This window comes from Adlercreutzia sp. CNCM I-6216 (genome assembly GCF_977113345.1).
The window spans coordinates 147,928-172,834 of sequence record NZ_CDSBIE010000003.1 but is presented as its reverse complement, the minus strand read 5'-3'; the positions used below and the strand labels follow the sequence as shown (position 1 = coordinate 172,834).

Genomic DNA, 24,907 nt, shown 5'->3' with positions numbered 1-24,907 from the left:
GCGCGCTACTTGCTCTTCGCCTGCTTATCGGCAACGGCCTCTTCCAGAAGCGTGAGCTGCGCGGTCGCCTTCTTGGTGCCGCGGAAGATCATGAGCACGTACACGAGCAGGGCCACCCACAGAAGCGCGTAAGCCGCGATGATGTAGGGGGCGGAGGGCAGGATGGTGGAATAGATATCGGCAAGAATGGGATTCATGTTCGACCTTTCTCGTTGGTTGGCGACTCAAGCGGGATCCTTCGACTCGCTTCGCTCGCTCAGGATGACAAGGGCTAACGTTCGTCGTCGACGGTCTCTTTGAGCGCTTCAACGCGCTGGGTAAGGCGCACCTGGTTGAAGCGCGTACGGTACAGCACGAAGCCCACGAGCAGCATGCCGAGCGCGCACAGGCCCACGCACAGGCCCATCTCGGGGCTCATACCGCCCTCGCGCAGCACCACCGGATGGATGGACGAGGGAATGAGCCGCGTGATCATGAAGCAGATGGGCACGTCGATGGTGGCGATGATGGCCACAACCGCGGCGAAGGTGGCGCGGCGCTCGGGCTCGTCCACGGAGCTTCTCAGCACGAAATAGGCGATCACGATGAGCATCAGAATCAGATACGTCGTCAGCCGCGGCTCCCAGCTCCACCACACGCCCCACTCGAAGCGGGTCCACATCTCGCCGGTGATCATGGTGAGCACCACGAACAGCAGCGCGATTTCCAGGCAAATGCGCGAACAGGTGTCGAACCGCTGGTTCTTCGTCATGAGGAACCGCACCGCATAGTAGCACCCGAAGCCGAGGGCAAGGAACGAAGTGATGGCCACGGGCATATGGAAGTAGAAGATCTTTTGGGACAGGAGCATCTTCTGGGACACCATCACGTCCCCGATGAGCTCGGCGCCGTTCACCGCCGCACCGCCCACGGGGGCCACGTAGAAGAACGCCATGAGGAAGCCGACCGTGGACAGCACCGCGCCCGCAATGAGCGCCGGCACCACCAGCTTGTCGGGCCACTGCCCCACCTCAGGCAGCTTCAATTTCTTATCAGTCACTCAGTCCTCCTTTAGTTGACGACAAAGTCATACAGCACCCAGCTGGCCAGAATCATAATCACGTCGTAACCGGCACCGAGCGCCAGCGACGTGAAAAACCCGTCGGCGAACACATCTCCGCCCACGAGCGCGCAGGTAGTGGCCGACACGCAGGCGTACAGAAGCGGGAAGATCACGGGCACGAACAAAAGCGCCAGCATGACGTCCTTGCCGCGCGTGGCCGCCGTGATGGTGGAGAGCATGGTGCCGATACCCGCGATACCGATGCTGCCCACGACGAGCGGCACCACGAGCAGCCAGCCCGTATCGGCCGGCGCCGCGAAACTGGAGAAGAACACCCAGTACAGCGGCACGGCGATCACTTCCACCAACGCCAAAAACACCAAATTCGACGTGGCCTTAGCCAGAAAGATCACGCCTCGGTCGAGCGGGGCTAAAAGCAGGCCCTCCAAACACCCGTTCTCCGTCTCCTTGGAAAACGAGCGGTTCAGACCCAGAAGCGAGGTGAACACCACGAGCGCCCACAGAAGGCCACCGGAAACCTCGAGGAACTCGGATCCCGGGCGGGCGAAGGAGAGCGCCACGCCAAACACCACGATGACGAGGAAGGCGTAGATGCCCATGGACACGATCATGTCCTTGGTGCGGAACTCCGCCTTCAAGTCCTTCGCGAGCAACGTCTTGTACTGCGTCCAGGTGCTGGGAGCTTTGCAGCAGGAGCCACTCATCCCTCCGCGATCAGCCGCGCGGTATTCCGATTCGCGTTCCATCTAGCTCACCCCCATTCCCACCGTCGTGCGGTACAGGTCGGCGAACTCGTCGGGGCTCATCTGGTCCTTCTCTCCGAAATGAACCACGCGGCCGCGAGCGAGCACGAGCACGTGGCTCGCAAGCGCCAGGCCCTTGTCCAAGTCGTGGCTCACCATGACGAACGTGCGACCCTCGCGCACCGAGGCGATCAGCTCGTCGAAAATGTGCATGGCATGGGGGTCGAGCCCCGAGTAGGGCTCGTCGAGCAGCACTACCGACGGGTCGTTCACGAGCGCCCGGGCGATGGAGACGCGCTGGGTCATGCCGCGCGAGAACGTGCGCACCCGATCGAGCCGACGGTGCTTGAGCCCCACGGCGTCCAGAAGCTCTATCACGCGCTTCTGCGGGTCGGCCACGCCGTAGAGCTTCGCGTACAGAAGCAAGTTCTCCTCGGCGGTGAGGTCGGGGTAGAGCATCGGGTTGTGCGAGATGAGCCCGATGGCCTCGCGCACGCGCTCGGGCTCCTCCTTCACGTCGATGCCCGCGAGCGTCACCGTTCCCTCCGTGGGCCGCGACAGCGTGGCGAGCATGCGCAGAAGCGTGGTCTTGCCCGCGCCGTTGGGCCCGAACACCGAGAGGAACGCGCCCTCAGGCAGCGCGAACGACACGTCGTCGACGGCCTTGCGGCCGCCGAACGACTTCGTCAGGTGATCGACGGTAAGCGCCGTTTCCACGGGACTACTCCCCCGCCTTCGCGTCAGCCTCGGCATCAGTCTCGGCCTCGGCCTCTGCCGCCGCGTCCGCATCGGCCGCCGCGTCGCCCTCGGCATCTTCCACAAGCGACACCTCCGCGTCCACCGTCTCCTCGACGATGCCCTTGCAAGCCGCAACGTCGCGCGAGGCCTTATCGCGCTCTTTCGGCTCGGCCTCGGCCAGCTCAGCAGCGGGCACATCGCCCACGGCTGGGCCGCCGCGACGGCGCTCCGCGCGCTTGGCGAACAGCGGGATGAGGCAGCCCACCATGAGCAGAGCGAAGCCCACCCACACGAACGAGATGAGCGGATTCACGCGCACGTCCATGGAGAAATCGCCCTCGTCGTTCACGCCGCGGTACACCACGAACAGATCCTCCAGCGGGAACCCAATGACGCTCGCCTCCAGCTTCTGCTGTTGGGTGGCGCTCACCAGCTGCACGGCCGGGTTCACCGTGCCCACGAACTGGCCGTCCTTCGTCACGTCGAAGGTGAGCGCGTAGCGCACGTTGCCGTTGCCGAGCTCATCGATGGAGTTGCCCGTGTAGGTGAGCTGGAAGTCCTGGATGTCGAAAGTCTCGGAAACCGAATCGCTCTCCTCGTCGTAAGGCAGATACCCCGTGATCTCGGTCACGTACATGGACGAGCCGATAAGGCCCACCAAAATGATGCCCATGGCAGCGTGGGCCACCGAGCCGCCGAACAGGGCCAGGCGGCGGCGCAGCTTGGCGCCATCGACCCGTTTGAGCGAGCGGACGGCCATGAACAGCGTGTTGAAGAACAGAAGGCTCGCCACGGCGAAGCCCACCACGGCCAGACCGTTGTAGTAGATGGGGTTGCCCTGCTCGAGCAGGCCCGAGGCCTGGGTGCCGCCCATGTCGATCATGGCCTGGTAGCTGGGCAGAAGGTACGTGGCGAAATAGATCATGAGCACGACGAACAGCACAAGCGCGCACAGCGCCGGCACGCGGGCACTCCGCCAGAACGCCTTCTTGTCGGTGCGGCGCCAGCCCAGAAGCGGGCAGATGGCGAGCACGGCCAGATAGGCGATGCCCAAGGGCCGGGCGATGGCATTGTAGGTGCCGGCCGACAGCGACTGGCCGCCGAAGGGCAGCCAGCTCGGCAGGGCCGAGGACACCGTCATATAGGCCAGAAGCACCGCAAACACGATCATGATAAGGTTATTCACGTAGTAGGCCGCTTCCTTCGACATCATCGACTCGATGTCGTCATCGGCCGCATCCGTCGCGCCGAAGCTCTTGCGGCGCACGATAAGGCCCACGATACCGGCCAGAAGCGAGCAGATGATGAGCGCGCCGAACATGACGAGCGAAACCGGGTCGCCCTCGAAGGCGTGCACCGACTGCACCAGGCCCGAACGGGTGATGAAGGTGCCCAGCACCACGAAGCAGAACGTCAGGCAGGCGCAGAACACGCTCCAGCGCTTGAAGGCGCCGCGCTGGCGGTACACCGTGAACGAGTGGATGAGCGCCACGCCCACGAGCCACGGGAGCAAACTGGCGTTCTCCACCGGATCCCAGCCCCAGTAGCCGCCCCAGCCGAGCACCACGTAGGCCCACACGGCGCCCAGCCCAATGCCTACGCCCAAAAGCAGCCACGAGAACATGAGGTAGGGCGTCGAGCGGTTCACCCATTCCGTGGAATCGTCGTTGACGATGAGCGCCGAGATGGCGTAGGCGAACGGAATGGTGAGGCCCGCGTAGCCGATGAACAGCGTCGGCGGATGAATCGCCATGGCCCAATGCTCCAGAAGCGCGTTCATGGAGCGGGCCGACGCCATGGCCGACAGCGTGCCGTCGCCGGTGAAATAGCGCGCGTCGGTCGCGATGAAGGGCATGTTGCCCTCGGAGAACAGGAGCACCGACACGAAGGCCGTCAGCACGAGCGAGGAAATGGCAAGCGCGCCGTTGTCGAGCGGGCGGATGTTCTTGCGCGTGGCGAACACGAGCACGGCGTTGAACACGGCGATGAGCCACGCCCAGAACAGAAGCGAGCCCTGACGCCCCGCCCAAAGGCCGGCGAGCTTGTACAGCCACGCCTCAGGAGCCGTCGAGGTGGAGCGGTTGTCCAGCACGTATTGGATGGTGTTGTCGCCCGAGAAGAAGCACCACACGAGCACAGCACAGCACACCGTGAGCGCCGCGGCCACGAGAACCGCGGCCACTCTTCCGCCCCAGGCGAAGGTCTCCGAGCGTTCGAAGGAGCGCTTCTTGTAAAGGATGTGGGCCACGCCCAGGCAAAGCACCGAGATGACGCAGCCGGCAAAGGCCACCAGCAGGCCGAGAAGTCCGATCATCGACATGGGCTAACCCTCCAGCGCGACATCGGTGGCGGCGAACTTGCCGTCATCGCCGAGCGAGCCGGTGAGCACCACCGTAGAGCCCTCGGCCACCTCGTCGGACAGGGCGCCCTCGAACACGACTGGCACCGAATCGCCCGCCTCGGTGTCCACCAAAATGAAGCGGTCGCCCTGGCCCGCGGCCTTCAGCGACCCGGCCCCCACGGAGCCGGCCACCTTCACAACCTTGCCGTAGACGCTCTCGCCATAGCCCAGCAGCTGCTCCACGGTAAGGGCGCTGTCGGCGTTCTCGTACTTCGACGGGCACTTCGTCACCAGCTCGGAGCACTCCAGCACGCCCGCATCGTTGATCTTGCCCGTGCAAATAGCGGTCACGTCGTTGCCGAACGTGGACGAGGCAGCGCCGTCGTAGCGCACCTCCAGCTGCGTGGCGGGGTCGCCCTCCGGGTCGTAAATCTTGAAGGTGAGCACGTCATTGCTCGTGGAGAAGGAATCCTGCACCACGTTGCCCGACACCTGCACCTTCTGGCCCGCCTGGGGATTCTCGGCGGCCTCGGCGATGCTCATGGTCGTGGCGGCGGTGTTGCCCCCCACGAATGCGAGCACCAAGATAAGCACGATGACGATGACGCCGGAGACGGCGATCATCCTCTTCTTCATCTTCGCGTTCATAGTCCTCCTGTTTCTAAGGTACCAAAGCGGTGTGGACCTGCCTCCCCGAAGGCCCGAAAAATTACCAACGGCCAGTATCGCCCAAGCCACGCAGAACCGCGCCTCAAATTCCACCGAAACCAGCAGATCAGCGCAATCGCCATAGTTTCGCAATAAGAAGGAGTTTGCTTAGAAAAGACCGGCGTAGACGAAGGCGCGCACCGCGGGTGGGTGCGCGCCTTCGGGGAGGGTGCCGGCAGGGCGGTCCGGCACGATTATCGAGCGGTGCGCCCCGTCGCCGCAGGGGCGAGGGAGCGCGACGCGCCTTCTAGTAGGTCATGTTCAGCAGGGCGTAGCCGGCCTTCAGCTCGTCCTCGCACTTGTCGAGGTTCTCCTGGGCAAGGCCCGGGTTGTGGGCGCCCTCGGAGTTCTCCACCATCACGTAGTCCCAGTAGAACTGCGCATGGCGGTGAATCTGGCGGGCCTGCTCCAGGGTGGCCTCATCCAGGGAGTCCTTCTGCTCGGCCAGGGTCTTGATGTAGGCGTCCAGCTTGGCCGCCAGCTCGTGCTCGCGGTCGGTGGTCTCCTTCTGCCACTGGACGATCTGCCCGGGCAGGTCGGCGTGGCAGCCCTCGCACTTCTCCATGATGGCCGGATCCTCGGTGGGGTTCACCAGGTTGTGAGAGCTGTACTCGGTGCCATCCTCGGCCTTGGCGGGGGCCATGTGGCAGTCGGCGCAGGTGTAGCCCTGCTTGGCCATGGAGGACTGCGCGCCTCCGTAGATGGTCTCGAACTCGGGATGCTGGGCCTTGAGCATGGGCGCGCCAGTCTCGGTGTGCTCCCAATCCTTGAAGCCCATCTCGTCGTAGTAGGCGAGGATGGCCTCGGCGGTCATGCCCTCGAGCCCCGTGTAGGGATTCGTGGTGGCCTTGGTCTCGGGGGCGAAGTAGTACTCGTTGTGGCACTGGCCGCACACCTGGGAATCGGTGGAGACCTTATCCACATCGGAACCCATGGAATTCACGAAGAACTTCTGGGTGACCGTGGTCTTCGTCGGGTCGTTCTCATGGCAGTTGTAGCAGCTGATGGGCTCGGTCATCTGCATGAGCACCTCGGCGAAGGGCTTCTGGTAGGCCGAATCGCCCTCGGAGTTCACCATGGCGGTGTACTGGGGCGTCTTGCAGGTGATGCAGTTGGCCAGCGTGTTCTCGTTCACGCGGGGCGTCTCGGCCACGGACTGCAGGCTGTAGGGATGCCCCGCCGCCTCGTCGTAGCCCTTGGCGAAGCCGTAGCCGGCGTACATGGTCACCAACTCCGGGTACTCGGTCAGGTAGTCCTGCTTGCCCTGGGGGCTGTTGGACTCGTTGGCCATATAGGTTTGGTACTCGTTGGGGTAGATGTCCTTCCAAGATTCCGCCACCACGACGCCGAAGGAATCGGGCTCGGGGGTCTCGGCGGGAGCCGCGGCCGCGGGGGCATCGCTTTCTCCCCCGGACGGTGCCGCCGCCGGTTCCTGGGCGGCCGGCGCGCAGGCGGCCAGCGCCGCGACGAGCGCCACGGTACCTGCCGCGACGGCCGCCGTCTTGAACGTCGATCGTTTCATGGTCCCTCCTTTTGATCGCTTGTCTCACGGGCGGCCGCGCCCTGGACGGCCGCAACGATAGCCCAAGCTTACGCCGTGAATCCCGCCACCGAAAAGGGACAGTTTCGCTCATATTCATGGGGACAGCAACAGCAGAGGAAGGGGACGGTTACACCTTGCTTACATTTCTTCTCGGGAAGGGACGTCCGGCGAGCCGATTCCCCCGGCTGCAACCGTCACTGCGACATCAACGTCTTTGCGACTTCCCGCCGATCCGCTTTCGGTACCCTTTTGGGAACGGCGGGGGCGCCCAAAGCGGAAGCGCAGGGCGGAAGTAGGACACACGTCAACGCAGGCGCCACAGGCCATGCAGTCGCCGGCGCGCACGATCGTATCCTCCCCCACCAGCGCCGGCGCGAGGATCTCGGGATCGGCGAGGCAAACGTGGGTGCACTTGTCGCAGTGGATGCAGGCGTCGTGATCAATGGCGACGTTCACCTGCCCCGCGCGCCCGAGCACTTGGAAGGTGCCGCCCAAGGGGCACAGCGCCCGGCACCACAGACGGCGGCTGACGAGCAGCTCAGCGATAATGATGGCCAAAAGCGTGCCCGCCCCGGCGAAGCCGCCGAACACGAGGCCCTTGTTCACCGCGCCGATGGGCGAAATCAGCTCGAAAATCGGGAAGCCCACGAGGGCCGACAGCAGCACCACTGCCGCCGCCACGCCGATCTTCGCGCGCCGCGGCACCGTGCGCTCGGGCACTTCAATGCCGAGCCGTCGACGAGCCGCATCCACGCCCTCGCCGACGAGGTTCACCGGGCACACCCAGCCGCAAAAGGCGCGCCCGCGCACGAGCCCGTAGACCACAACGATAAGCAGAGCGCCCGTAAGCGCCGATGCCGCCAGCAAGCCGCGCGACGCCGCCATCGCTTCCACGGCGCCCAACGGGTCGAACAACGGCACGCCGGCAACGCTCGAGGAGGACAGGCTGCCGAAGAACACGCCTTCAGCCGGCGTCGTCACTTCCCCGTCGCCGCCCGCGAACAGCCCCGCCAGCCCCCATCCGGCCAGCAGCGGCGGCAAGCAGAACAGCACCAGCATGCAACCCTGCACCACCCGCCGCACAACCGTTATCTTTCCCATAGACCGAGTCACAGGTCATTCCTCCCAACCAAGGCAATGATCAAAGGAGATACGGGGTGCCTTGACCGAGCGAGTTCCGCAGCGAACGAAACAGCCCAGTGGGCTGTTTCGCCGAGCGAGGACTGTCTGAGCGAATCAAGGTACCCCGCAGCTCCGCTTTTGGGCGACTTTCTACCCGAGTGTCTCATCCTCAAAGTTGACGTACACGAGATTCACGTTCAGCACCCCTGGAATCTGAATGAACCGGCTCGAAATCTCGTGCGAGGCGCCGGTGGAGGAAGCCTCGATGGTGACGACGATCTTGTACCCGTTCACCTCGTGCACCTCCACCCCCTCCATAGCCGCCAGGGCCCGCGCCACCGCATCCACCGATTCCGGCCGCGCCTCCACCACCAGCGAGGAGATGACCACCTTCTCGTCTTCCATGACCTACTCCTGGGCCACCGGATGGCAGGTAATGCACTCGGCGCGAGGGCCGTCGATCTCATGGGTGGACGCATCCCCGCCCACGTAGTGGTCGGCAGGCAGCGGCGTGGCGGCCGCCAGGAACACCTCCACCTCGTCGCTGCCGCCGTGGCAGCCGAAGCAGCCGGCTGCGCCCAGGCTCTCGTAGCGGCCCTCGTGGCTCGCCGTCATGAGCGGCGGCTCCCCGGGATTGTAGGTGGCACCGGTGTCGGCCATCTCTTGGGCGCACCCGGCCAGCGCCGCGGCCCCCAGCACGCCGGTCAGCACGGCGGCGCAGATCATCTTCGACTTCTTCATGGTCCGCATGGGTACCCCTCCTTAAATCTTCTCGATGGAAACGCAGGTCTTCTTGAAATCGGGCTCTTTCGAAAGCGGGCAGTAGGTGTCCTGCACCACCAGGTTGATCAGCGTCTCCTCGGCGAAGAACGGCGCGAACACCATGCCCGCGGGCGGACGGGTGCGGCCGGCCGTGGACACCGTGATGTCGCAGGTGCCGAAACGCGAGGTGAGGCGCACGCGATCGCCGTCGGTCACGCCGAGGCGCTCGCAGTCGGCCGGGTTCATGTCCAGCAGCGCCTCGGGCAGCGCGCGATTGAGCTCGGGCACGCGGCGGGTCATCGATCCGGTGTGCCAGTGCTCCAGCAGACGGCCCGTGCAGAACCAGAACGGATACTCGTCGCTGGGTTCCTCCGCCGGCGGCTCGTAGGGACGGAACACCGCCGAGGGCTTCTTGTCGGCGGATTTGTAGAAGCTCACGCCGCCGGCCTTGTCGTGCTCGCCGTAGGTTTCCACGCCGTACTCATCGAAGCCGTCCTCCTGGGGGCCGTCGCAGAAGCGCCACAGCGTCGGCAGCCACTTCCCGTCCACCTCGCGCACGGGCCAGGTGAGGCCATGGTTGTAGATGTACTCCTCGTAGGGGGCCAGCTGCTTGGCCTCCATCTTCAGCTTCGCCTCGGCGTTGATGGCCTCGGCGTCCGGGTTCAGGCTCGGGTTGCTGAAGGTGCGGTACTCCTCCCAGATGCTCGAGCACACCTCGCGGTCGGTACCCTTGAAAGCGCCGGCCTCGGCGTCGTACCAGGCGCCGAACAGGTGGTCGAAGGCGTCCTCGCCACCGATCTGCTCGCCGGCCAGCACGCGCTTGGCCACTTCCATGAGCATCCAGAGATCCCACTTGGCCTCGCCCGGGGCGTCCACGGCCTTCTCGAACACGGCCGTGCGGCGCTCGCCGTTGCCGAAGGCGCCCTCGCGCTCGACCCACATGGCCGCCGGCAGCACCACGTCGGCGTACTGGCAGGACAGCGTCGGGTACACCTCGGACACGCAGATGAAGGCGTCGTTGATGCCCGTGAGGTCGCCGCGTCCGAGGAAGCGAGTGAGGTTGGGCATCGACACGGCCCAGTTGTTGTGGGCGCTCCAGAGGAAATCGATACCGCCCTTGGAAAGCTCGCGGAACATCTTCACCGTGTGGTAGCCGGGTTTCTCGATGGCGTCCAGGTATCCGTTGGGCAAGTCCCAGATGGCCTCGGTGTAGCGGCGGTGATCCGGGTTCTTCACCACCAGGTCGGCGGGAAGGCGGTGCGAGAAGGTGCCCACCTCGCGGGCCGTTCCGCAGGCCGTGGGCTGGCCGGTCAGCGAGAAGGCGCCGTCGCCGGGACGGGCGTAGCGACCGGTGAGCAAGTGGATGTTGTAAATGCAGTGGTTCATCCAGGTGCCGCGGTTGTGCTGGTTCACGCCCATGGTCCAAAGCGAGAGCACCTTGCGGCTCTTGTCGGCGAACACCTCGGCCAGCTCCTGGATATCCTCGGCCGGCACGCCGGAAAGCTCGGAGGCGTACTCCAGGGTGTAGGGGGCCAGACGCGCGGCGAAGGCTTCGAAAGTGATGGGCTCCACATTGTCGACGGCCTGGCCGATGTCGCTCTTGTCGTAGCCGTCGTCGGTGGCGTTGCCGATGTTCTCGGTGCCCTGCTTGAACTGCACGTGGTCGGCCACGAAGTCGTGGTCGTACTTGTCGTTCACGATGAGGTAGTTCGCGATGGCGTTGGCGATGGCGATGTCGCTGCCCGGGCGGAAGGTGAGCACCTTGTCGGCCGAGGCCGAGGTGCGAGTGGTCATGGTGGTCACGTCGTAGTGGCGCACGGCCTCGTCGGCGAGCTTGCGGGCCGTCAGACGCGAGTACAGCATGGGATGGGCCTCGGCCATGTTGGCGCCCCAGGTGACGAAGACGTCGGTCTCGTCGATGTCGGCGTAGCAGCCGGCCGGCTCGTCGGTCTGGAAGACGTTCATGAAGCCCACGACGGCCGAGGCCATGCACAGACGCGCGTTGGGGTCGATGTTGTTGGAGAGCAGGCCCGCCTTCCAGAACTTCGCCGTGCAGTAGCCCTCCACGATGGGCTGCTGGCCGCTTCCCCAGAACGCCAGGCGGCTCTTGTCGGCCTTCCACGTGTCGCGGAGCTTGCCCGCCACCAGATCGAGCGCCTCGTCCCAGGTGGCCTCGCGCAGGCCGTCGGGCGTGCCCTTGGTGGACTTGTCGTCACGGATGAGCGGGGTGGTCAGGCGATCCTCGCCGTACAGCGCGCCGGCCAAGTAGTAGCCCTTCACGCAGTTCAGGCCACGGCTCGAGCCGTTCTCCGGGTCGCCCGTGACCGAGATCACCTTGCCGTCCTTGGCCTCCACGATGACGCCGCAGCCGCAGCCGCAGAAACGGCACACGCCCACGGTCTTCGCGGAGTCGCCGCCCGAGGTTGCCGCGTCCCCGCCGGTGCCGGCGAGCGACGAGCAGCCGGCCATGGTGCCGGCAGCGGCCGCCGAGGCGAGGGCCACGGCGGTGCTCTTAACGAAGGTGCGTCGAGTCAGTTCCATCTTGTTCCTCCCTTTCGGTCGAGGGCGCCGGACGCCCCGCCTTCGCGTATCTGCTAGGCCGCGCCGTTGCGGCGGGCCACGTAGGTTTCCTCTTGGGCGCCGGTGGGCACCACCACAATGGCGGGCGCGGGGTCGCTCACCGGGCAGCGCTGCTCGCACAGGCCGCAACCCGGGCACCCATCGGGCACCACCTGCGGCGCGAACACCGCGTGGATGTCGTCGCCCTCGCGGGGCCGGTAGTCGATGGTGATGGCCTCGTCGATGAGCGGGCAGGCGCGGTAGCACACCTCGCAGCGCATGCCCTGAAACGACAGGCAGGTGTCCTCGTTGATGACGGCCACGCCCATGCCGGCGTCGCGGCGCTCGGCAGGCACGTCCAAAGCGCCCGTTGGGCAAGCCGCCGCGCAGGGGAATTCCACGCACAGGCGGCAGGCCTGGGACCGCGCGTTCACAAAGGGCGTGGAAGCCTCGCGCCCCGCGTTCAGAGGGGCCGCATGAATGGCCTGGTAGGGGCACGCCTCAAGACAGCGGCCGCAACGCACGCAGCGCGCGGCGAAGTGCTCGGGCGCGCCGGCGCCGGGCGGCCGCAGCAAGGGCAATGGCGACGGCGCAGCAGAGGCGACCGCGCTCGCCGCGAAGACGCCCGCGGCGGCCAAGGCGGCGATTCCCGTCAAACGCATAGCCAAACCCCCTCTGTTTGTTCGTGCGGTCGGCACACGGGCGGCGTGTTGCGGCGCTCTTTCCGCAGCCGTCTCGCCGGCGATCCCGCGGCGGCCTCTCTCGAACCGGATTGTTTCGGCGCACAGTCTAGACGGCAACTGTCCCCATCGCGAAGGGACAGTTGCCCGTTATTTCATGGGGACGGTTGAAAAACCTGAGGGGGACACCTTCATGGGGCTTCCACATTTGCTAAGCTTCTCACTCAGGAAATAAAGAACCGTCTTCCCCCAACCATGGCAACGCGGAGAGGGAGCGCGATTCACAACCGGGAGGCCCCATGCATCTGGACGAGCACAGCGACACCCCCTTCTACCGCCAGCTGGAGGCCCAGATGCGGGAAGGCATCGAGAGCGGCACCTACCCCACCGGCTCGCGCCTCCCCTCCATCCGGGGCCTGGCGGCCGATTTGGGCTGCGCGCGCAACACCGTCGAGCAGGCCTACCATCTGCTCGTGCAGGAAGGCTACGTGGCAAGCCGCCCCGGTAGCGGATACGTCGTGCAGAATGTGGCCTACCTGCAGCCGGACGCCTCGGCACCCTCCTGCGCCGTGCTGCTGGGAGGTTCCCGGCGGAAAGCCCGCTACGACTTCACCTATGGCAACCTGGAGCCCGGCACCTTCCCCGCCACCGCCTGGCGGGCCATCACCGACGACATCCTGCTGTCGGTGGAAGCCGCCGGCTGCGACGCCTACAACGACCCGTTCGGGGAGGAGAGCCTGCGCGCGGCCATTGCGTGGCGGCTGGTCACGCAGCGCGACATCGATTGCACCCCCGAGCAAATCGTCGTGCAGGGCGGCACGCAGACCAGCGTCCAGAACCTGCTGACCCTCTTCGATGCCGCCCGGGACACCGTGGCCATGGAAGACCCCGGCTACGACGGCGTGCGCTCGGTCATTGGACGGGCGCGCTTCGCCATCAGGCCCTGCCGGGTGACCGACGACGTCCGCGTGTTCCTCTCCGACCTCGAGTCCTCGGGGGCGCGCCTGGCCTACCTCACCCCCTCGAGCCAGTTCCCCACCTGCCGCATCATGCCGACCGACGTGCGCGAGCGCGTGCTCGCGTGGGCCGAGGCCGCCGACGCCTACATTCTGGAGGACGATTACTGCCGCGACTTCCGCTACCGGGAGCGCTCGCTGGCACCGCTGGCCTCCATGGACGGGCGAGGGCGCGTGATCTACATGGGCACGTTCTCGAAATCGCTCTCGCCCGCTTTGCGGATGAACTACCTCGTGCTGCCCACGCCCCTTCTTAAGCGATGGCGCGAGGCCTTCGCCAGCTCGTACTCGCCGGTGCCCTGGCTCAACCAGCAGGTGCTCGCGCGCTTCATGACCGACGGCTCGTGGGATCGCCACCTCCGTCGCGTGCAGACGAGAAACCGCCGCAAGTACGACGCGCTCACGGCGGCGCTGCGCGAGTACATGGGCGACAAGGTGGACGTGCTGGAATGCGGCACGGGGCTTCACCTGCTCGTGCGCGTGCGCGACGGGCGCAGCCAGGACGAACTCGTGGCCGCTGCGGCTGCCGCCGATGTGGCGGTGTATCCCACCAAGAAGTACTGGGCCAACCCCGCCTGCGCCACCAAGGGCGTCGTGCTCGTAGGGTTCTCCTCCATCGCCGAGGCAGACATCCGCCCCGGCATCGCCGCCCTGGCCCGCGCGTGGTTCGGGTAGGCGGCGATAGCTGCTGCGGTCTCAGCCGTCACCCGTAGCACGACACGCCTTTTTGCCAAGCATCACCACCGATTTGGACATTATGTCCCCTCGTGCTACTTCGTTTTGGCAAAAACCCATGTCGTGCTACGGATTTTTGTCTGATTTGGACCCATCAGCCGTAGCACGAAGCGTCTTTTTGTCGGAGTTCTTCTACGATTGCGGCAAAAAGGTGCCTCGTGCTACGACCAACGTCCGAGAACAGCCCTTTCTACCGGTTCGCAACGTATGCACTGCCTTGCTCTAACGCAACGATGTTGACGGGTGCATCATGGACGTCTCGCACGGCGAGCCGCTCGACCAGCTGGCAGGCGCGGATGAGGCCGATGGAGGCGCCGGGAAAAGCAGGCAGAAACGTGTCGTAGAAGCCGCCGCCGTAGCCCAGACGGAAGCCTTCGCGGTCGAAGGCGAGGCCGGGCACGAGGGCCACGGGACAGGCGAAGACGGCGGGGCGCACTTCACGAGAGGGGTCGTCAGGGGGTTCTTCCACGCCGAAGGAGCTGCGCACGAGCCTGTCGAGGGATTCCACTGCATACCAGCGCATCTCGCGCGTGCCCGGAACAACGCGCGGCAGGCACACGGTTTTCCCCGCTTCCCACGCGCGCTGGATGAGCTCGCGCGTATCCACTTCCGCGCCGAAGCTCAGATAGGTGAACACCGCATCGGCCGCCGCGAACTCCGGCAGCGCCGCCACATTCCGCGCGATCGCCTCATCGATGGCGCGCCGCTCCCCCACAGACAGCCCCTCGCGCACCGCTTTGAACTGCGCCCGCATCAGCGCCTTGCCCGTTGTTGCATCCATCGACATCCCCTTCCGCTCGCCCCTCGTAGGGACGGTGCTTGCGCCGCCCTCCCAACTGCAACCCACTACCGCTCCCGACAAGGGGCGACCGAGGTCGCCCCCTACGGAGGCAGCAAAACAAAGCGGGCCCCGGTCTCCCGAGGCCCGCGTCATTTCCGTGGTGGAGATGATGGGATTCGAACCCACGACCCCCACGTTGCGAACGTGATGCTCTCCCAGCTGAGCTACATCCCCACGAAGGTGTGCGCTTTCGCGCAAGGCAGTAGTTTGCCCGATTTCGAAGCGGTTGTCAACCGCGTGCTTTAAGAGACCACACGTTCTTCCAGCGAGTAGTCCACCAGCTCCATGGACTCATCCACGAACGGCGCGAACAGCGGCTCGCCGTTCTGGGACAGCTCCACCATACCAGTGAGCACGTCGACGTACTGATAGGATTGACGAGCGGTGCGACCGCGCTTGCGGTCGACTTCCATGATGAACAGCTGCGGGTGAACCTGGGTGAGCACGCCTTCGCTCTCGACGATCTTCGAGCGGCCCATGTTGGCGCGCACTTTCAATCGTTGACCGACGAAATCATTCAAGGTATCATGAATGCCATCGACGATCTTTGCCTGCTTGGCCAAATCCATTGACTAACTTCCTCACATGTTGGCGGTACAAGTACAGCCCCATATCATACCACGATTGTCAACCCCCGCAACTTTTTTCGGTCGCGGGAAGTGCGACAGCCTTTAGCGGAGCACCGTCGCACTTACCCTCTGAGTCGGTGCGCAAGACAAGTGACGGAGGAATAGACCCCAGCCTGTGCGACCGCACCATTTGCTTACCGACCTTGCCTGCGTCTGCAATTTAATGCCCCCTAGAAGGCCGCGACGGGATTACCGTTCAGTGAAGAGGCTCAGGTTCGAAGGCGCAACCGCCTGTCGCACCGCTACAATGGCGCTTGCCCAGAGAACAAGCGCTTCGGGAGGTATTTCATGGCACTCATCGTGATGACGGACTTCGATTTCGGCGATTGCGACTTCGAGCGGAAGATGGTGGAGGCCGCGGGCATCCAGTTCAAGAGCTTCGACGATGCCCGCAACCGTACGCCTGCCGAGATCATCGAGCATTTGCGCGGAGCCGATGGGGCCATCACCTCCTACGGGCGCTTCACCGCCGAGGTGTTTGCGGCGCTCCCCCAGCTGAAGGTGGTCAGCAAGACCGGCACCGGGGTGGACAACATCGATGTCGCGGCGGCCACGGCCGACGGCTGCGCCGTGTGTAATGTGCCCGGCTACGGCACCGAGGTGGTGAGCGATCACGCCATCGCTCTTGCGCTCGCGTGCCTGCGACGCATCAATGAGATCGATGCCGACATGCGCGCCGGCATCTGGGACTTCCATCGCCGCCGTCCTCTGGGCCAGGCGCACGGGCGCACCTTCGGCGTCGTGGGCTACGGCAACATTGGACGCGCGGTGGCCCGGAAGGCGCGCGGACTCGGGTTCGACGTCGTGGTGTGGGATCACAAGGGCCACCCCGGCCGCCTCACGCCGGAGGATTTCCCCTACGTGACCCTCGAGAACCTGCTGAAGACCGCCGACGTGGTCAGCTTCCACACGGCGCTCGTGCCGGCCACCCATCATCTGCTGAACGCCGACAACCTGAAGCTTATGAAGGACGACGCCATCGTGGTGAACACCTCCCGTGGCGCGGTCATCGACAACGACGCCGTGGCCGCCGCTCTTTGCGCGGGCAAGCTCTGGGGCGCCGGCATCGACGTGTTCGAGCACGAGCCGGTCTCGCCGGACGCCCCCATCATGCACGCGCCCCACACCGTGCTCACCTCGCACGCCGCCTATTGGTCCGAGGAGTCCGCCGTCGAGCTGCGGCGTCGCTGCACCCAAAACGCCATCGACGTCGTGTGCGGCCGCACCCCCGAGGCCTGCGTGAACCCCGAAGCGCTTTCCCGCGCCCTCGCGAAGTAGCCGGACGCAAGCAGCCGCAACGGTCGCAGGTGCGGTTCCACAGTTGGAAAATGTGCTTAAATCCTCCTTTGCAGAATGTGGGTAGCGCATCCGCCGCCGCGCGCGTTGCCCTATAATCGCAGGCAACAGAACATCCATCCGCGAGACCGCCCGGATGGACGGCGATGCTCTTGCGATGTGGAAGTCCTCGGCGTCGCCGTCCCTCCGGGCAGCGAGGACTTCCACCATGAGCGGAGAAGAGAAGCGGCGGCGCCCGGCGCCGTCGGCCACGCCGTGGGACGGCGCCGGCGACGGCGAGCTGTCCCCGGCCGAGAGGATCGTCAGGGACTGCCACCGCGACATGTACCGCTACCGCCACGCGGGCGCCGGCCTGGTCGGCGAGGCCGATTTCTTCAACGGCTACGACCGCGACGCGTGCCCGCGCTGCGGCTCGCCGGCGATCGAGGGCAACGGGCGCGACGCCAACGGCGTGCGCCGGTGGCGCTGCCTGTCCTGCGGCCGCGCGTTCAACCCGGCCACCGGCACCGTCTTCGACGGCCGCAAGCTGCCCGTCGCCGACTGGACGGAGTTCCTCCTCGAGGTCTTCTCCTACGGCAGCCTGGCGGGCGCGGCCCGGTCGGGCCGCAGGTCGGCCACCACGCCGCCGTACTGGCTCGCCAAGCTGCTCGCGGTGCTGGAGGGGGTGCAGGAGGGCGCCGCCCTGGCCGGCCGGGTGGAGATCGACGAGATGATGTACCCGCTGCCGCTGGCGGACCAGCCGAGGATGCCCGACGGCTCCAAGGTCCCGGGCGGCTTCTCCAAGGGGAAGCACTGCATCGGCATCGGCTGCGACGGGAGCGGGGCGTCGGTGTTCGCCGACGAGGGGCTCGGCAAGACCAGCGGCGCGCGCACCCTCGCCGCCTTCGGGGGCCATGTGGCGCGCGGCTCGACGCTGGTCCACGACATGGAGAACGGCCACAACCGCCTGGTCCGCGAGCTGGGCCTGCGCAGCGAGCGGCACAACTCCAAGCTCATCAAGCGCCTGCCCGACCCGGAGAACCCGCTCGCCGCGGTCAACCGGCTCTGCTATCTGCTGCGCCTGTTCCTCGACTCCCACACGGGGTTCGACCGCACCAGGCTCGGCGGCTACCTCGACCTCTTCTGGGTGATGATGAACCCTCCCCGCGACAAGATGGAAAAGGCGGCGTTCGTGTTGGATCGGGCAATGCGCAACCCGAAAACGCTCCGATACAGGGACTTCTACGCGAGGTCGCCCAGTTCAGACGATGAGGAGTCCTCCTCCTAGCCCACAATCTGCAAAGGAGGATTAATGTGCTTTTTTGTTCACCCTTCTGAACTGGGATTTTTCAAGTTTCCGCAGATCAAGCAAGGTGTTTTGCGAAATCAAAAAAGCACATTTTCCAAATCCCGCGATCCAGAAAAGCACATTTTCCAAATTAGCGAGAACGAAAAGGCCCGACCGCGGGTTGGATGCGGTCGGGCCGGAAGGGACGAGGCAAGCCGAAAAGAGACGAGGCGACGCGGAATCGCTTAGGCGGCGAGGCGCTTGGCGATGGCTTGGATGAACTCGCCCGTGGAAAGGGTCACGGGGTTCGGCAGCGTCGTGATGCGGGCGAGGTCGCCGGTCATCTCGCCGGCCTCAATGGTGGCCAGGGTAGCCGCTTCCAAGCGGTCGGCGAAAGCCACGAGGTCGGGCAGCTCGTCCAATTCGCCGCGCTTGCGCAGGGCGCCGGACCAGGCGAAGATGGTGGCTACGGAGTTCGTGGAGGTCTCCTTGCCTTCCAAATGCTTGTAGTAGTGACGCTGCACCGTGCCGTGAGCCGCCTCGTACTCGTAGACGCCCGCCGGGCTCACGAGCACCGAGGTCATCATGGCCAGCGACCCGAAGGCGCTCGACACCATGTCGCTCATCACGTCGCCGTCGTAGTTCTTGCAGGCCCAGATGAAGCCGCCCTCGGCCTTCATGACCCGGGCCACGGCGTCGTCGATGAGCGTGTAGAAGTACTCGATGCCGGCCTCCTCGAAGCGGGCCGCGTACTTATCGTCGTAGATCTCCTGGAAGATGTCCTTGAAGCGGTGGTCGTACTTCTTGGAGATGGTGTCCTTGGTGGCGAACCACAGGTCCTGCTTGGTGTCCAGGGCGAACTCGAAGCAGCTCATGGCGAAACTCGCGATGGAGGCGTCCAGGTTGTGCATGCCCTGGGCCACGCCGGCGCCGTCGTACTCGTGCACCAGCTCGCGGATCTCCGTGCCGTCGTCGCCGGTGTACACAAGCTCCACCTTGCCGGGGCCGGGCACGCGGATCTCGGCGTTCTTGTACACATCGCCGTAGGCATGGCGGGCGATGGTGATGGGGCGCGTCCAGTTGCGCACGCAGGGCTCGATGCCTTTCACAATGATGGGGGTGCGGAACACCGTGCCGTCGAGCATCGCGCGGATGGTGCCGTTGGGGCTCTTCCACATCTGCTTCAGGTCGTACTCCTCCACCCGAGCGGCGTTCGGCGTAATGGTGGCGCACTTCACGGCCACGCCCAAACGCTTGGTGGCCTCGGCGGACTCGATGGTGACCATATCGTCGGTAGCGTTGCGGTTCTCCAGGCCCAAATCGTAGTACTCGGTCTTCAAGTCCACGAAGGGGCAGATCAGCTCGTCTTTGATCATCTGCCAGATGATGCGGGTCATCTCATCGCCGTCCATCTCCACAAGCGGCGTGGTCATTTGAATCTTGGTCATGGTGCTCCTTACGACAGAAATCGGTTGCGACCATGCTACCGCGAAATGTGAGCAACTCGCCCCGCAATTCGCCTAGAAACAAGGTTGTAACGGGCAGGGGCTGTCCGAGTTCGAGCGAGAAAGGAGCCGTCCGGCTCGGAGGGGCCGAGGGAACCCGTGCTCAAGCAATGGCTCGCTTTGCGGAACAGCCCACTGGGCTGTTCCAGTCGCTGCGCAACCTGCGCGCGGGCCCCCTCGGCCCCTCCGAGCCTACTCAACTTCGGTTGCTTCGGGGACAGACGCGATCTCTTCCAAGAACGCCTTACCATAGGTGGCGAGCTTTTTCTCGCCTACGCCGGGGAGGGCTAGCAGCTCCTCTTCCGTGGCGGGGCGGGCGGCGGCCATAGCGGCTAGGGTGGCGTCGTGGAAGATGACGTAGGGCGGCACGGCGGCCTCCTGGGCCAGGAGCAGACGCAGGGCGCGCAAACGCTCGAAGAGCTCGGCGTCCGCCGCTCCCAGATCGGCGGCGCCAGGACGGGCAGCCTTCGGCGGTTTGGCCGCGCTCCCCTTGCGCACCTTCGGCGTCTGCTTGATGCGCAGCGCAAAATCGGGCTCAGCGGCCTCACGGTAGCGGGGGCCGAAGCCCACAAGCGGGAACTTCCCCTCGGTGATGGCGAGATACCCGTCGGCAGCCAAGAGCTCCACCACTTCCATGAGCAGGGCGCGCCGAGCCTCGGAGGTGCCGTAGACCGGCAGGTTCACCAGGCCCCACTGGCGCAGATTCTCGGTGTCGGCGCCGCGCAGCACGTCCACCACCGTCGTCTTGCCGAAGCGGCCGCGCAGAGCCTGCACGCAGCGCATGATGGCGCGAGCCTCGGCGGTGACGTCCACGGCCTCGAATTCCCCGTCGCAGTTCGAGCAGCACCGCTTCGCCGACGAGCTTGCAGAATTTTCCTCGGTCGGGAGGGCGGACCAAGATCCACCCCTACGGAGGGTGGGGTCGCAGGCGGCATGGCCATCGCGGGAGTCTGGGGCGCAGGCAGCACCGTCAAGCAGGTTTGCGCCGCCGGCACCCGCCCCACCGTAGGGGGCGACCTCGGTCGCCCCTCCCTGCGACGGGAGTGCCTCGTCATGACCACCTTCCCCGAAGTAGCGGAGAATGTACGCGCGCAGGCAACCGGTGGTGTAGCAGTAGCCGACCATGGACTCCAGCATGCGGCGGCGGCTCGCGCGCACCACCTCGGCCTCCTCGGCCGTGAGCCCCTCGTGGGTCGATTCCTGCTCGATGAAGAAACGGCCCGTGGCGATGTCGCCGTCGCACCACAGAAGTAGGCATTCGGCCGGGCTTCCGTCGCGCCCGGCGCGGCCGGCCTCCTGGTAGTAGGCCTCCACCGACCCGGGCATGTTGTAGTGCACCACGTAGCTGACGTTGGACTTGTCGATGCCCATGCCGAAGGCGTTGGTGGCCACCATGACCGGGGCCGTATCGTTCACGAAGGCCCGCTGGTTGCGCTCGCGCTCCTCGGCGGTGAGCCCCGCGTGGTAGCGGGTGGCCGCGATGCCGCGCTCGCGCAAGTGGTCGCACACCTCCTCCACCGTCGCCCGCTTGGCGCAGTAGACGATGCCCGACTCGGCCCGTCGCTCGTCGATGAAGGCATCCAGGCGCGCCAGCTTCTGCTTGGGCTCGCGCCGCTCCACCGCGAAACGCAGGTTGGGCCGGTCGAAGCCCGTGACCGTGCAGGCCGCGTCGCGCAGACCCAGAAGGCGCACGATGTCGCGGCGCACCAGATCGGTGGCCGTGGCCGTGAGCGCCGCCACGGGAGGGCGGACGGGCAGCTCAGCGATGAACTGGCCGATGGAGAGGTACGAGGGGCGGAAGTCCTGACCCCATTGGGACACGCAGTGGGCCTCGTCCACGGCGATCAGCGCGAGCCGCGCCGTACGGGCGAACTCGGCGAAGCGCGGATCGGCCAGGCGCTCGGGAGCCACGTACATGAGGTCATAGGCGCCCTCGGCCGCCCGGCGCAGCACCTCGGCCTGCTGTCCGGGCGCCAGCGTGGAATTCAGGTACGCCCCGCGGATGCCCGCTTCCTGCACGGCCCGAACCTGGTCGGCCATGAGCGACACGAGCGGGCTCACGACGAGCGCCATGCCCTCCATGACGACGGCCGGCACCTGGTAGCACACCGACTTGCCGGCACCGGTGGGCATGACTGCCAGCACATCGCGACCGGAAAGGAGCGCCGAGACCACTGCCTCCTGCCCCGGGCGGAACGCGTCGTAGCCGAAACGGCTCGCCAGCACAGCCCGTGCCTGCTCCATCTTCTGATCCATGAACGTTCCCCGCCTTCGGTCGCCTCGTCTTTTGCAAGCCAGTATAGCGGGTATCGGCTCTGCCGTGGTCGCGGCAAAGCCGTCCCAAAACCGTCATCGGTTCCCGGCGCTTTCCCACACCGACCGCTGCGGCGTCGCCATTGCGTCCGCCTCAGCCGAATCGCGCCGACACGCAGCACCGCTACCCCAACCGCGCCAGCGCGTCCTCAGCAGCGGTGAGCACCTCGGCCACCTGATCGGGATCCATGGCGGAAAGCGGCACGCGGGGTTCGGGAGCCGCTGAGAAGTCGCCGATGGCCATGCGCAGCCACGCCACATCGTGCCAGGCGCCCAGCTTGTAGCCGGCCTCCTTCTGAATGCCCATGAGCGCAAAGCCCAACTTCTCATGCAAGGCCAGACTCGCCTCGTTGGGCACGGTGATGAGGCTGTAGGCGTTGCGCACGCCCTGCAGGGCCAGAAGGTCGATGAGCGCCCAGAACAGCACGCTGCCCCATCCTCGGGAGGTGCAGCCCGGCGCGAAGTAGATGGACAGCTCGGCGTTCCACGCATAGGCGGCGCACTCCCCCAGCCGGTGCGCGTAGGCGAACCCGACGATGGAGCCGTCCTCTTCCACCACCAGATAGGGATAGTCGCCGATGATAGAGGCCATGCGACAGCGGAAGGCGTCCAACGAGGGGGTCTCAGTTTCGAACGTGACCGCCGTATCGCGGATATAGGGCGCGTACACGGCCAGAATGCCTGCCGCGTCTGCCTCCGTCGCCAGTCTTACCGTGCGCACAACCGAACCTCCTTTGAATCGCCTGCGTGACGCCGTGACAACTATTGTATGCTCGCACCCATCGCCGTCAAAAGGCGAACTGGCGAGCGGAGGGGAAGCCGCGCGCTACTCGTACTCCACCACGGCCAGATCCGCCGGGCCGCTCACGATGAAGCCTACGTCGCGCACAAAACCGCCGGCGGGAACGTTCCCGTTGTGGGCGCCGTTGGCGACAGTGAGCCGCGTGCCTGAGGCCGAAGCCTTGCAGTTCCACGCGTCCTCCAAGGTCACCTCGCCGTTGAAGGGCACCACGACCGACCAGCTCTTCACGCCGGCGCTGTAGTTCGAGCCGGCCATCTCGTAGCGGAAGAAGGTGCGGCCGCCCTCCTCCCAACGGTCGGCCACCTGGAAGGTCCACTGCAGGGTGTCGTCGGCGGAGACGAGCATCTGGGCTCCGGCGCTGTTGTCCTTCACCTCGGCCCGGGCCAGCGCCACCTCCTCGCGGGAAAAGCCGGGGCTCTTCAGGGTGTCGACGAGCCATAGGCCCTCGTCAGTGAGGTCGTCCAGGGTGAAGCCGGAGGTCTTCGCGCAGCCGGGCTTGAACAGGGCCGCCGTCTCGTCCTTATTCGACAGGTTCCAGCAGATGTAACTCACGTCCAGCTCGTTCATGAGGCGTACCCACAGGTTCGCCGAAGCGTAGTCGATCTCGCCGGCACCGCTTGCCTCGCAAATGCCGAACTCGGTCACGAACACGGGCAGGCCGCCGGCCACCGCCGTGGAAAGCGCACGGCGCAGGTCATCTTCATGAGTGGCGGCGTAGAAGTGCAGCGCGTACATGACGTTGGCGTCGGGCAGCGGGTCGGCCGCCGCGGCGGCGAGATCCTGGGACCAGGTGGGCGTGCCCACGACGATGACCGCGTCCGGGTCGTTGGCGCGAATGATGGGGATGATCGCCTCAGCGTAGGCCTTGATATCAGCCCACGTGGTGCCGCCGTTGGGCTCGTTGCAGATCTCGTAGATGACGTTGTCCGCGTCCCCCAGGGCGCCGGACACGGAACGGAAGAACTCCTCGGCGGCCCACTGGTTCGTGGCGGGGTTCGCATCCGACAGGGTGTGCCAGTCGACCACCGCGTACAAGTCGGCGGCCTGGGCGTACTGGACGCCGCGCACCACCAGGTCGTTCAGCGCCGTGCGGTCGCCCGTCTCCGTGGCGTAGCCGCCCTCTTCCGCCGAGTAGGTGGCCAGGCGCACAACGTTGGCGCCCCACACGTCGCGCAGCTCGGTGAAGAACTCCTGGTTCACGTACTGCGGGTACCAGGCCAGACCGTGGGTGGAGACGCCGCGCAGCTGCACCGGCTCGCCGGAGGCATCGGTGAGCTGGGCGCCGACGACTTTAAGCGCGCCGGTCGTGGAAGGGGTGGGCGCGGGGGGCGCGGCCTCCTCGGACGGGGCCTCTCCCGCGGCGGCATCGGCCGGGGCCGCCGGCTCTGCCTCCAAGGTGTCCTGGGGACGGCTCGCGGGCTCTTCCACCACCAGGGCATTCGAGCCCCCGGCCGGGGCCAAGCCGCCCACCGTCATGGCCAGGGCCACGCCGACGCCCGCCAGCGCCACGAGCACCGCCACCGCGATGCCGATGCGCGCGAACCTTGCCCGTCCCGCCGTCTTTCCCATGGCACCCTCGCTTCCAGGGCCTATCGGCCCGCTCACTTCCAGGACCTAGAGGCCCGATCGTCCTTCGTCAGGCTCGCCATTGTACACCGCCGCCGGCGCCAGCGTCACTTCCACACACATTCCCAAGGCGCAGGCCACATCCGCCAGAAGATCGGAGGTGATGTTGGCGCGACCTCGCTCCACGCGGCTGACGACGGCCTGATCCACCAGGGCCCTCTCGGCCAGCTGTTTCTGCGTCATACCCTGCTCGCGGCGCGCCTCGGCCACCGCGCGCCCGATGGACTGGCGCAACTGGCGCCGGTCGTCCAGTATCTCGCCATCGTCATCGACGGGAAACGGCCCGCGCAGCACGAAATAATCCTGCGAACAGGCCCCCTTCCCAATAGCGAGCAGGGCGAACTCGCTGTATTCCCGGAGGCCATTCGCCCTCAAGACCTCTCCCAGGTTCTGCCGTCCCGGAGGCACCACGCGCTCGGCCACCCAGCGACGCGCCCACGCAGGCCCTATCGCGCGCTCCCCCCTTTCGACGAACGAGGAGAAAAGGAACGGCACCTCTTCGGGGCCTGCGCCCTCCGCTATCTGGATGCCCCATTCGTCGCGTTCGGCGTCGTAGAAGAGACGGCCGCAGGGAACGGCATTGCGGGCGCGGCCGTCGATGATGTCGAAGGCGAACAC

Annotated in this window: 22 protein-coding genes and 1 tRNA gene; 3 read left to right on the top strand and 20 right to left on the bottom strand. The window is 66.0% G+C overall.

Annotation, left to right across the window (positions count from 1 at the left end):
* Positions 1 to 5 precede the first annotated feature (5 nt).
* The 12 genes from ACYVRU_RS04290 to ACYVRU_RS04235 form a co-directional block, all read right to left on the bottom strand.
* Positions 6 to 197, bottom strand: a complete 192-nt coding sequence (locus ACYVRU_RS04290; protein ID WP_114540300.1) for a hypothetical protein — start codon at positions 195 to 197, stop codon at positions 6 to 8.
* A gap of 74 nt (positions 198 to 271) precedes the next feature.
* Positions 272 to 1,039, bottom strand: a complete 768-nt coding sequence (gene ccsA, locus ACYVRU_RS04285; RefSeq protein WP_173113933.1) for a cytochrome c biogenesis protein CcsA — start codon at positions 1,037 to 1,039, stop codon at positions 272 to 274.
* An 11-nt stretch (positions 1,040 to 1,050) separates the two neighbouring features.
* Entirely contained in the window at positions 1,051 to 1,809 is a 759-nt protein-coding gene (locus ACYVRU_RS04280) for a heme exporter protein CcmB (protein WP_256156718.1), read from the bottom strand.
* Complete coding sequence (locus ACYVRU_RS04275; RefSeq protein WP_461185747.1) at positions 1,810 to 2,559, bottom strand: ABC transporter ATP-binding protein; 750 nt, start codon at positions 2,557 to 2,559, stop codon at positions 1,810 to 1,812.
* Entirely contained in the window at positions 2,528 to 4,864 is a 2,337-nt protein-coding gene (locus tag ACYVRU_RS04270; protein WP_197745942.1) for a heme lyase CcmF/NrfE family subunit, read from the bottom strand. The genes ACYVRU_RS04275 and ACYVRU_RS04270 overlap by 32 nt, the downstream gene beginning before the upstream one ends.
* A gap of 3 nt (positions 4,865 to 4,867) precedes the next feature.
* Positions 4,868 to 5,533 (bottom strand): cytochrome c maturation protein CcmE domain-containing protein, encoded by a 666-nt coding sequence (locus tag ACYVRU_RS04265; protein WP_173113939.1) that lies wholly within the window; start codon positions 5,531 to 5,533, stop codon positions 4,868 to 4,870.
* Positions 5,534 to 5,840: 307 nt separating this feature from the next.
* Entirely contained in the window at positions 5,841 to 7,115 is a 1,275-nt protein-coding gene (locus tag ACYVRU_RS04260) for an ammonia-forming cytochrome c nitrite reductase subunit c552 (protein WP_114540295.1), read from the bottom strand.
* Positions 7,116 to 7,274: 159 nt separating this feature from the next.
* A complete protein-coding gene (locus tag ACYVRU_RS04255; protein ID WP_231699504.1) occupies positions 7,275 to 8,249 on the bottom strand; it encodes a NapH/MauN family ferredoxin-type protein in 975 nt (324 codons plus the stop codon).
* A 159-nt stretch (positions 8,250 to 8,408) separates the two neighbouring features.
* Positions 8,409 to 8,663, bottom strand: a complete 255-nt coding sequence (locus ACYVRU_RS04250; RefSeq protein ID WP_202427822.1) for a chaperone NapD — start codon at positions 8,661 to 8,663, stop codon at positions 8,409 to 8,411.
* 3 nt (positions 8,664 to 8,666) lie between these two features.
* The gene (locus ACYVRU_RS04245) at positions 8,667 to 9,008 is read right to left on the bottom strand and encodes a hypothetical protein (protein ID WP_114540294.1); all 342 of its coding nucleotides are present in this window, start codon (positions 9,006 to 9,008) and stop codon (positions 8,667 to 8,669) included.
* A 12-nt stretch (positions 9,009 to 9,020) separates the two neighbouring features.
* Positions 9,021 to 11,561, bottom strand: coding sequence for a molybdopterin-dependent oxidoreductase (locus tag ACYVRU_RS04240; RefSeq protein ID WP_173113942.1), 2,541 nt, complete (start codon positions 11,559 to 11,561; stop codon positions 9,021 to 9,023).
* A gap of 53 nt (positions 11,562 to 11,614) precedes the next feature.
* A complete protein-coding gene (locus ACYVRU_RS04235) occupies positions 11,615 to 12,241 on the bottom strand; it encodes a 4Fe-4S dicluster domain-containing protein (protein WP_114549198.1) in 627 nt (208 codons plus the stop codon).
* A gap of 317 nt (positions 12,242 to 12,558) precedes the next feature.
* Between ACYVRU_RS04235 and pdxR the strand changes: the two genes are divergently transcribed.
* Entirely contained in the window at positions 12,559 to 13,950 is a 1,392-nt protein-coding gene (gene pdxR, locus ACYVRU_RS04230; RefSeq protein ID WP_114549197.1) for a MocR-like pyridoxine biosynthesis transcription factor PdxR, read from the top strand.
* A gap of 250 nt (positions 13,951 to 14,200) precedes the next feature.
* On the opposite strand, the gene ACYVRU_RS04225 is transcribed toward pdxR, so the two are convergent.
* From ACYVRU_RS04225 to ACYVRU_RS04215, 3 genes are all read right to left on the bottom strand, one after another.
* Positions 14,201 to 14,791, bottom strand: coding sequence for a 5-formyltetrahydrofolate cyclo-ligase (locus tag ACYVRU_RS04225; RefSeq protein WP_173113945.1), 591 nt, complete (start codon positions 14,789 to 14,791; stop codon positions 14,201 to 14,203).
* 158 nt (positions 14,792 to 14,949) lie between these two features.
* Positions 14,950 to 15,025: transfer RNA gene (locus ACYVRU_RS04220), tRNA-Ala, on the bottom strand.
* A 68-nt stretch (positions 15,026 to 15,093) separates the two neighbouring features.
* Positions 15,094 to 15,420 (bottom strand): Veg family protein, encoded by a 327-nt coding sequence (locus tag ACYVRU_RS04215; RefSeq protein WP_173113948.1) that lies wholly within the window; start codon positions 15,418 to 15,420, stop codon positions 15,094 to 15,096.
* A 348-nt stretch (positions 15,421 to 15,768) separates the two neighbouring features.
* On the opposite strand from ACYVRU_RS04215, the gene ACYVRU_RS04210 reads away from it, so the two are divergent.
* Together ACYVRU_RS04210 and ACYVRU_RS04205 are read left to right on the top strand one after the other, a co-directional pair.
* Positions 15,769 to 16,758 carry a C-terminal binding protein gene (locus ACYVRU_RS04210; RefSeq protein ID WP_173113951.1) on the top strand — a complete coding sequence of 330 codons (990 nt, stop codon included), beginning with the start codon at positions 15,769 to 15,771 and terminating at the stop codon, positions 16,756 to 16,758.
* 226 nt (positions 16,759 to 16,984) lie between these two features.
* Positions 16,985 to 18,043 (top strand): IS1/IS1595 family N-terminal zinc-binding domain-containing protein, encoded by a 1,059-nt coding sequence (locus tag ACYVRU_RS04205; RefSeq protein WP_173111974.1) that lies wholly within the window; start codon positions 16,985 to 16,987, stop codon positions 18,041 to 18,043.
* A 245-nt stretch (positions 18,044 to 18,288) separates the two neighbouring features.
* Here ACYVRU_RS04205 and ACYVRU_RS04200 read toward each other — a convergent pair whose 3' ends face one another.
* From ACYVRU_RS04200 to ACYVRU_RS04180, 5 genes are all read right to left on the bottom strand, one after another.
* A complete protein-coding gene (locus ACYVRU_RS04200) occupies positions 18,289 to 19,491 on the bottom strand; it encodes an NADP-dependent isocitrate dehydrogenase (protein ID WP_173113954.1) in 1,203 nt (400 codons plus the stop codon).
* Positions 19,492 to 19,740: 249 nt separating this feature from the next.
* Positions 19,741 to 21,804 (bottom strand): RecQ family ATP-dependent DNA helicase, encoded by a 2,064-nt coding sequence (locus tag ACYVRU_RS04195; protein WP_231699505.1) that lies wholly within the window; start codon positions 21,802 to 21,804, stop codon positions 19,741 to 19,743.
* Positions 21,805 to 21,985: 181 nt separating this feature from the next.
* Positions 21,986 to 22,582: a GNAT family N-acetyltransferase gene (locus ACYVRU_RS04190; protein WP_417177452.1), complete on the bottom strand. Its 597-nt coding sequence runs from the start codon at positions 22,580 to 22,582 to the stop codon at positions 21,986 to 21,988.
* A 105-nt stretch (positions 22,583 to 22,687) separates the two neighbouring features.
* Entirely contained in the window at positions 22,688 to 24,232 is a 1,545-nt protein-coding gene (locus ACYVRU_RS04185) for a cellulase family glycosylhydrolase (RefSeq protein ID WP_417177453.1), read from the bottom strand.
* Positions 24,233 to 24,277: 45 nt separating this feature from the next.
* On the bottom strand, positions 24,278 to 24,907 hold the full coding sequence (locus ACYVRU_RS04180; protein ID WP_302233558.1) for a helix-turn-helix domain-containing protein: 630 nt from the start codon (positions 24,905 to 24,907) through the stop codon (positions 24,278 to 24,280).

Bases quoted from the DNA above. Each gene is read 5' to 3' on its own strand.
- ACYVRU_RS04225 (WP_173113945.1), bottom strand. From the start codon at position 14,791: ATGGATGCAACAACGGGCAAGGCGCTGATGCGGGCGCAGTTCAAAGCG.
- ACYVRU_RS04185 (WP_417177453.1), bottom strand. From the start codon at position 24,232: ATGGGAAAGACGGCGGGACGGGCAAGGTTCGCGCGCATCGGCATCGCG.
- ACYVRU_RS04240 (WP_173113942.1), bottom strand. From the start codon at position 11,561: ATGGAACTGACTCGACGCACCTTCGTTAAGAGCACCGCCGTGGCCCTC.
- ACYVRU_RS04280 (WP_256156718.1), bottom strand. From the start codon at position 1,809: ATGGAACGCGAATCGGAATACCGCGCGGCTGATCGCGGAGGGATGAGT.
- ACYVRU_RS04205 (WP_173111974.1), top strand. From the start codon at position 16,985: ATGAGCGGAGAAGAGAAGCGGCGGCGCCCGGCGCCGTCGGCCACGCCG.
- ACYVRU_RS04210 (WP_173113951.1), top strand. From the start codon at position 15,769: ATGGCACTCATCGTGATGACGGACTTCGATTTCGGCGATTGCGACTTC.
- ACYVRU_RS04250 (WP_202427822.1), bottom strand. From the start codon at position 8,663: ATGGAAGACGAGAAGGTGGTCATCTCCTCGCTGGTGGTGGAGGCGCGG.
- pdxR (WP_114549197.1), top strand. From the start codon at position 12,559: ATGCATCTGGACGAGCACAGCGACACCCCCTTCTACCGCCAGCTGGAG.
- ACYVRU_RS04270 (WP_197745942.1), bottom strand. From the start codon at position 4,864: ATGTCGATGATCGGACTTCTCGGCCTGCTGGTGGCCTTTGCCGGCTGC.
- ACYVRU_RS04235 (WP_114549198.1), bottom strand. From the start codon at position 12,241: ATGCGTTTGACGGGAATCGCCGCCTTGGCCGCCGCGGGCGTCTTCGCG.
- ACYVRU_RS04200 (WP_173113954.1), bottom strand. From the start codon at position 19,491: ATGACCAAGATTCAAATGACCACGCCGCTTGTGGAGATGGACGGCGAT.
- ACYVRU_RS04265 (WP_173113939.1), bottom strand. From the start codon at position 5,533: ATGAACGCGAAGATGAAGAAGAGGATGATCGCCGTCTCCGGCGTCATC.
- ACYVRU_RS04275 (WP_461185747.1), bottom strand. From the start codon at position 2,559: ATGCCGAGGCTGACGCGAAGGCGGGGGAGTAGTCCCGTGGAAACGGCG.
- ACYVRU_RS04215 (WP_173113948.1), bottom strand. From the start codon at position 15,420: ATGGATTTGGCCAAGCAGGCAAAGATCGTCGATGGCATTCATGATACC.
- ACYVRU_RS04245 (WP_114540294.1), bottom strand. From the start codon at position 9,008: ATGCGGACCATGAAGAAGTCGAAGATGATCTGCGCCGCCGTGCTGACC.
- ACYVRU_RS04290 (WP_114540300.1), bottom strand. From the start codon at position 197: ATGAATCCCATTCTTGCCGATATCTATTCCACCATCCTGCCCTCCGCC.
- ACYVRU_RS04260 (WP_114540295.1), bottom strand. From the start codon at position 7,115: ATGAAACGATCGACGTTCAAGACGGCGGCCGTCGCGGCAGGTACCGTG.
- ACYVRU_RS04195 (WP_231699505.1), bottom strand. From the start codon at position 21,804: ATGGATCAGAAGATGGAGCAGGCACGGGCTGTGCTGGCGAGCCGTTTC.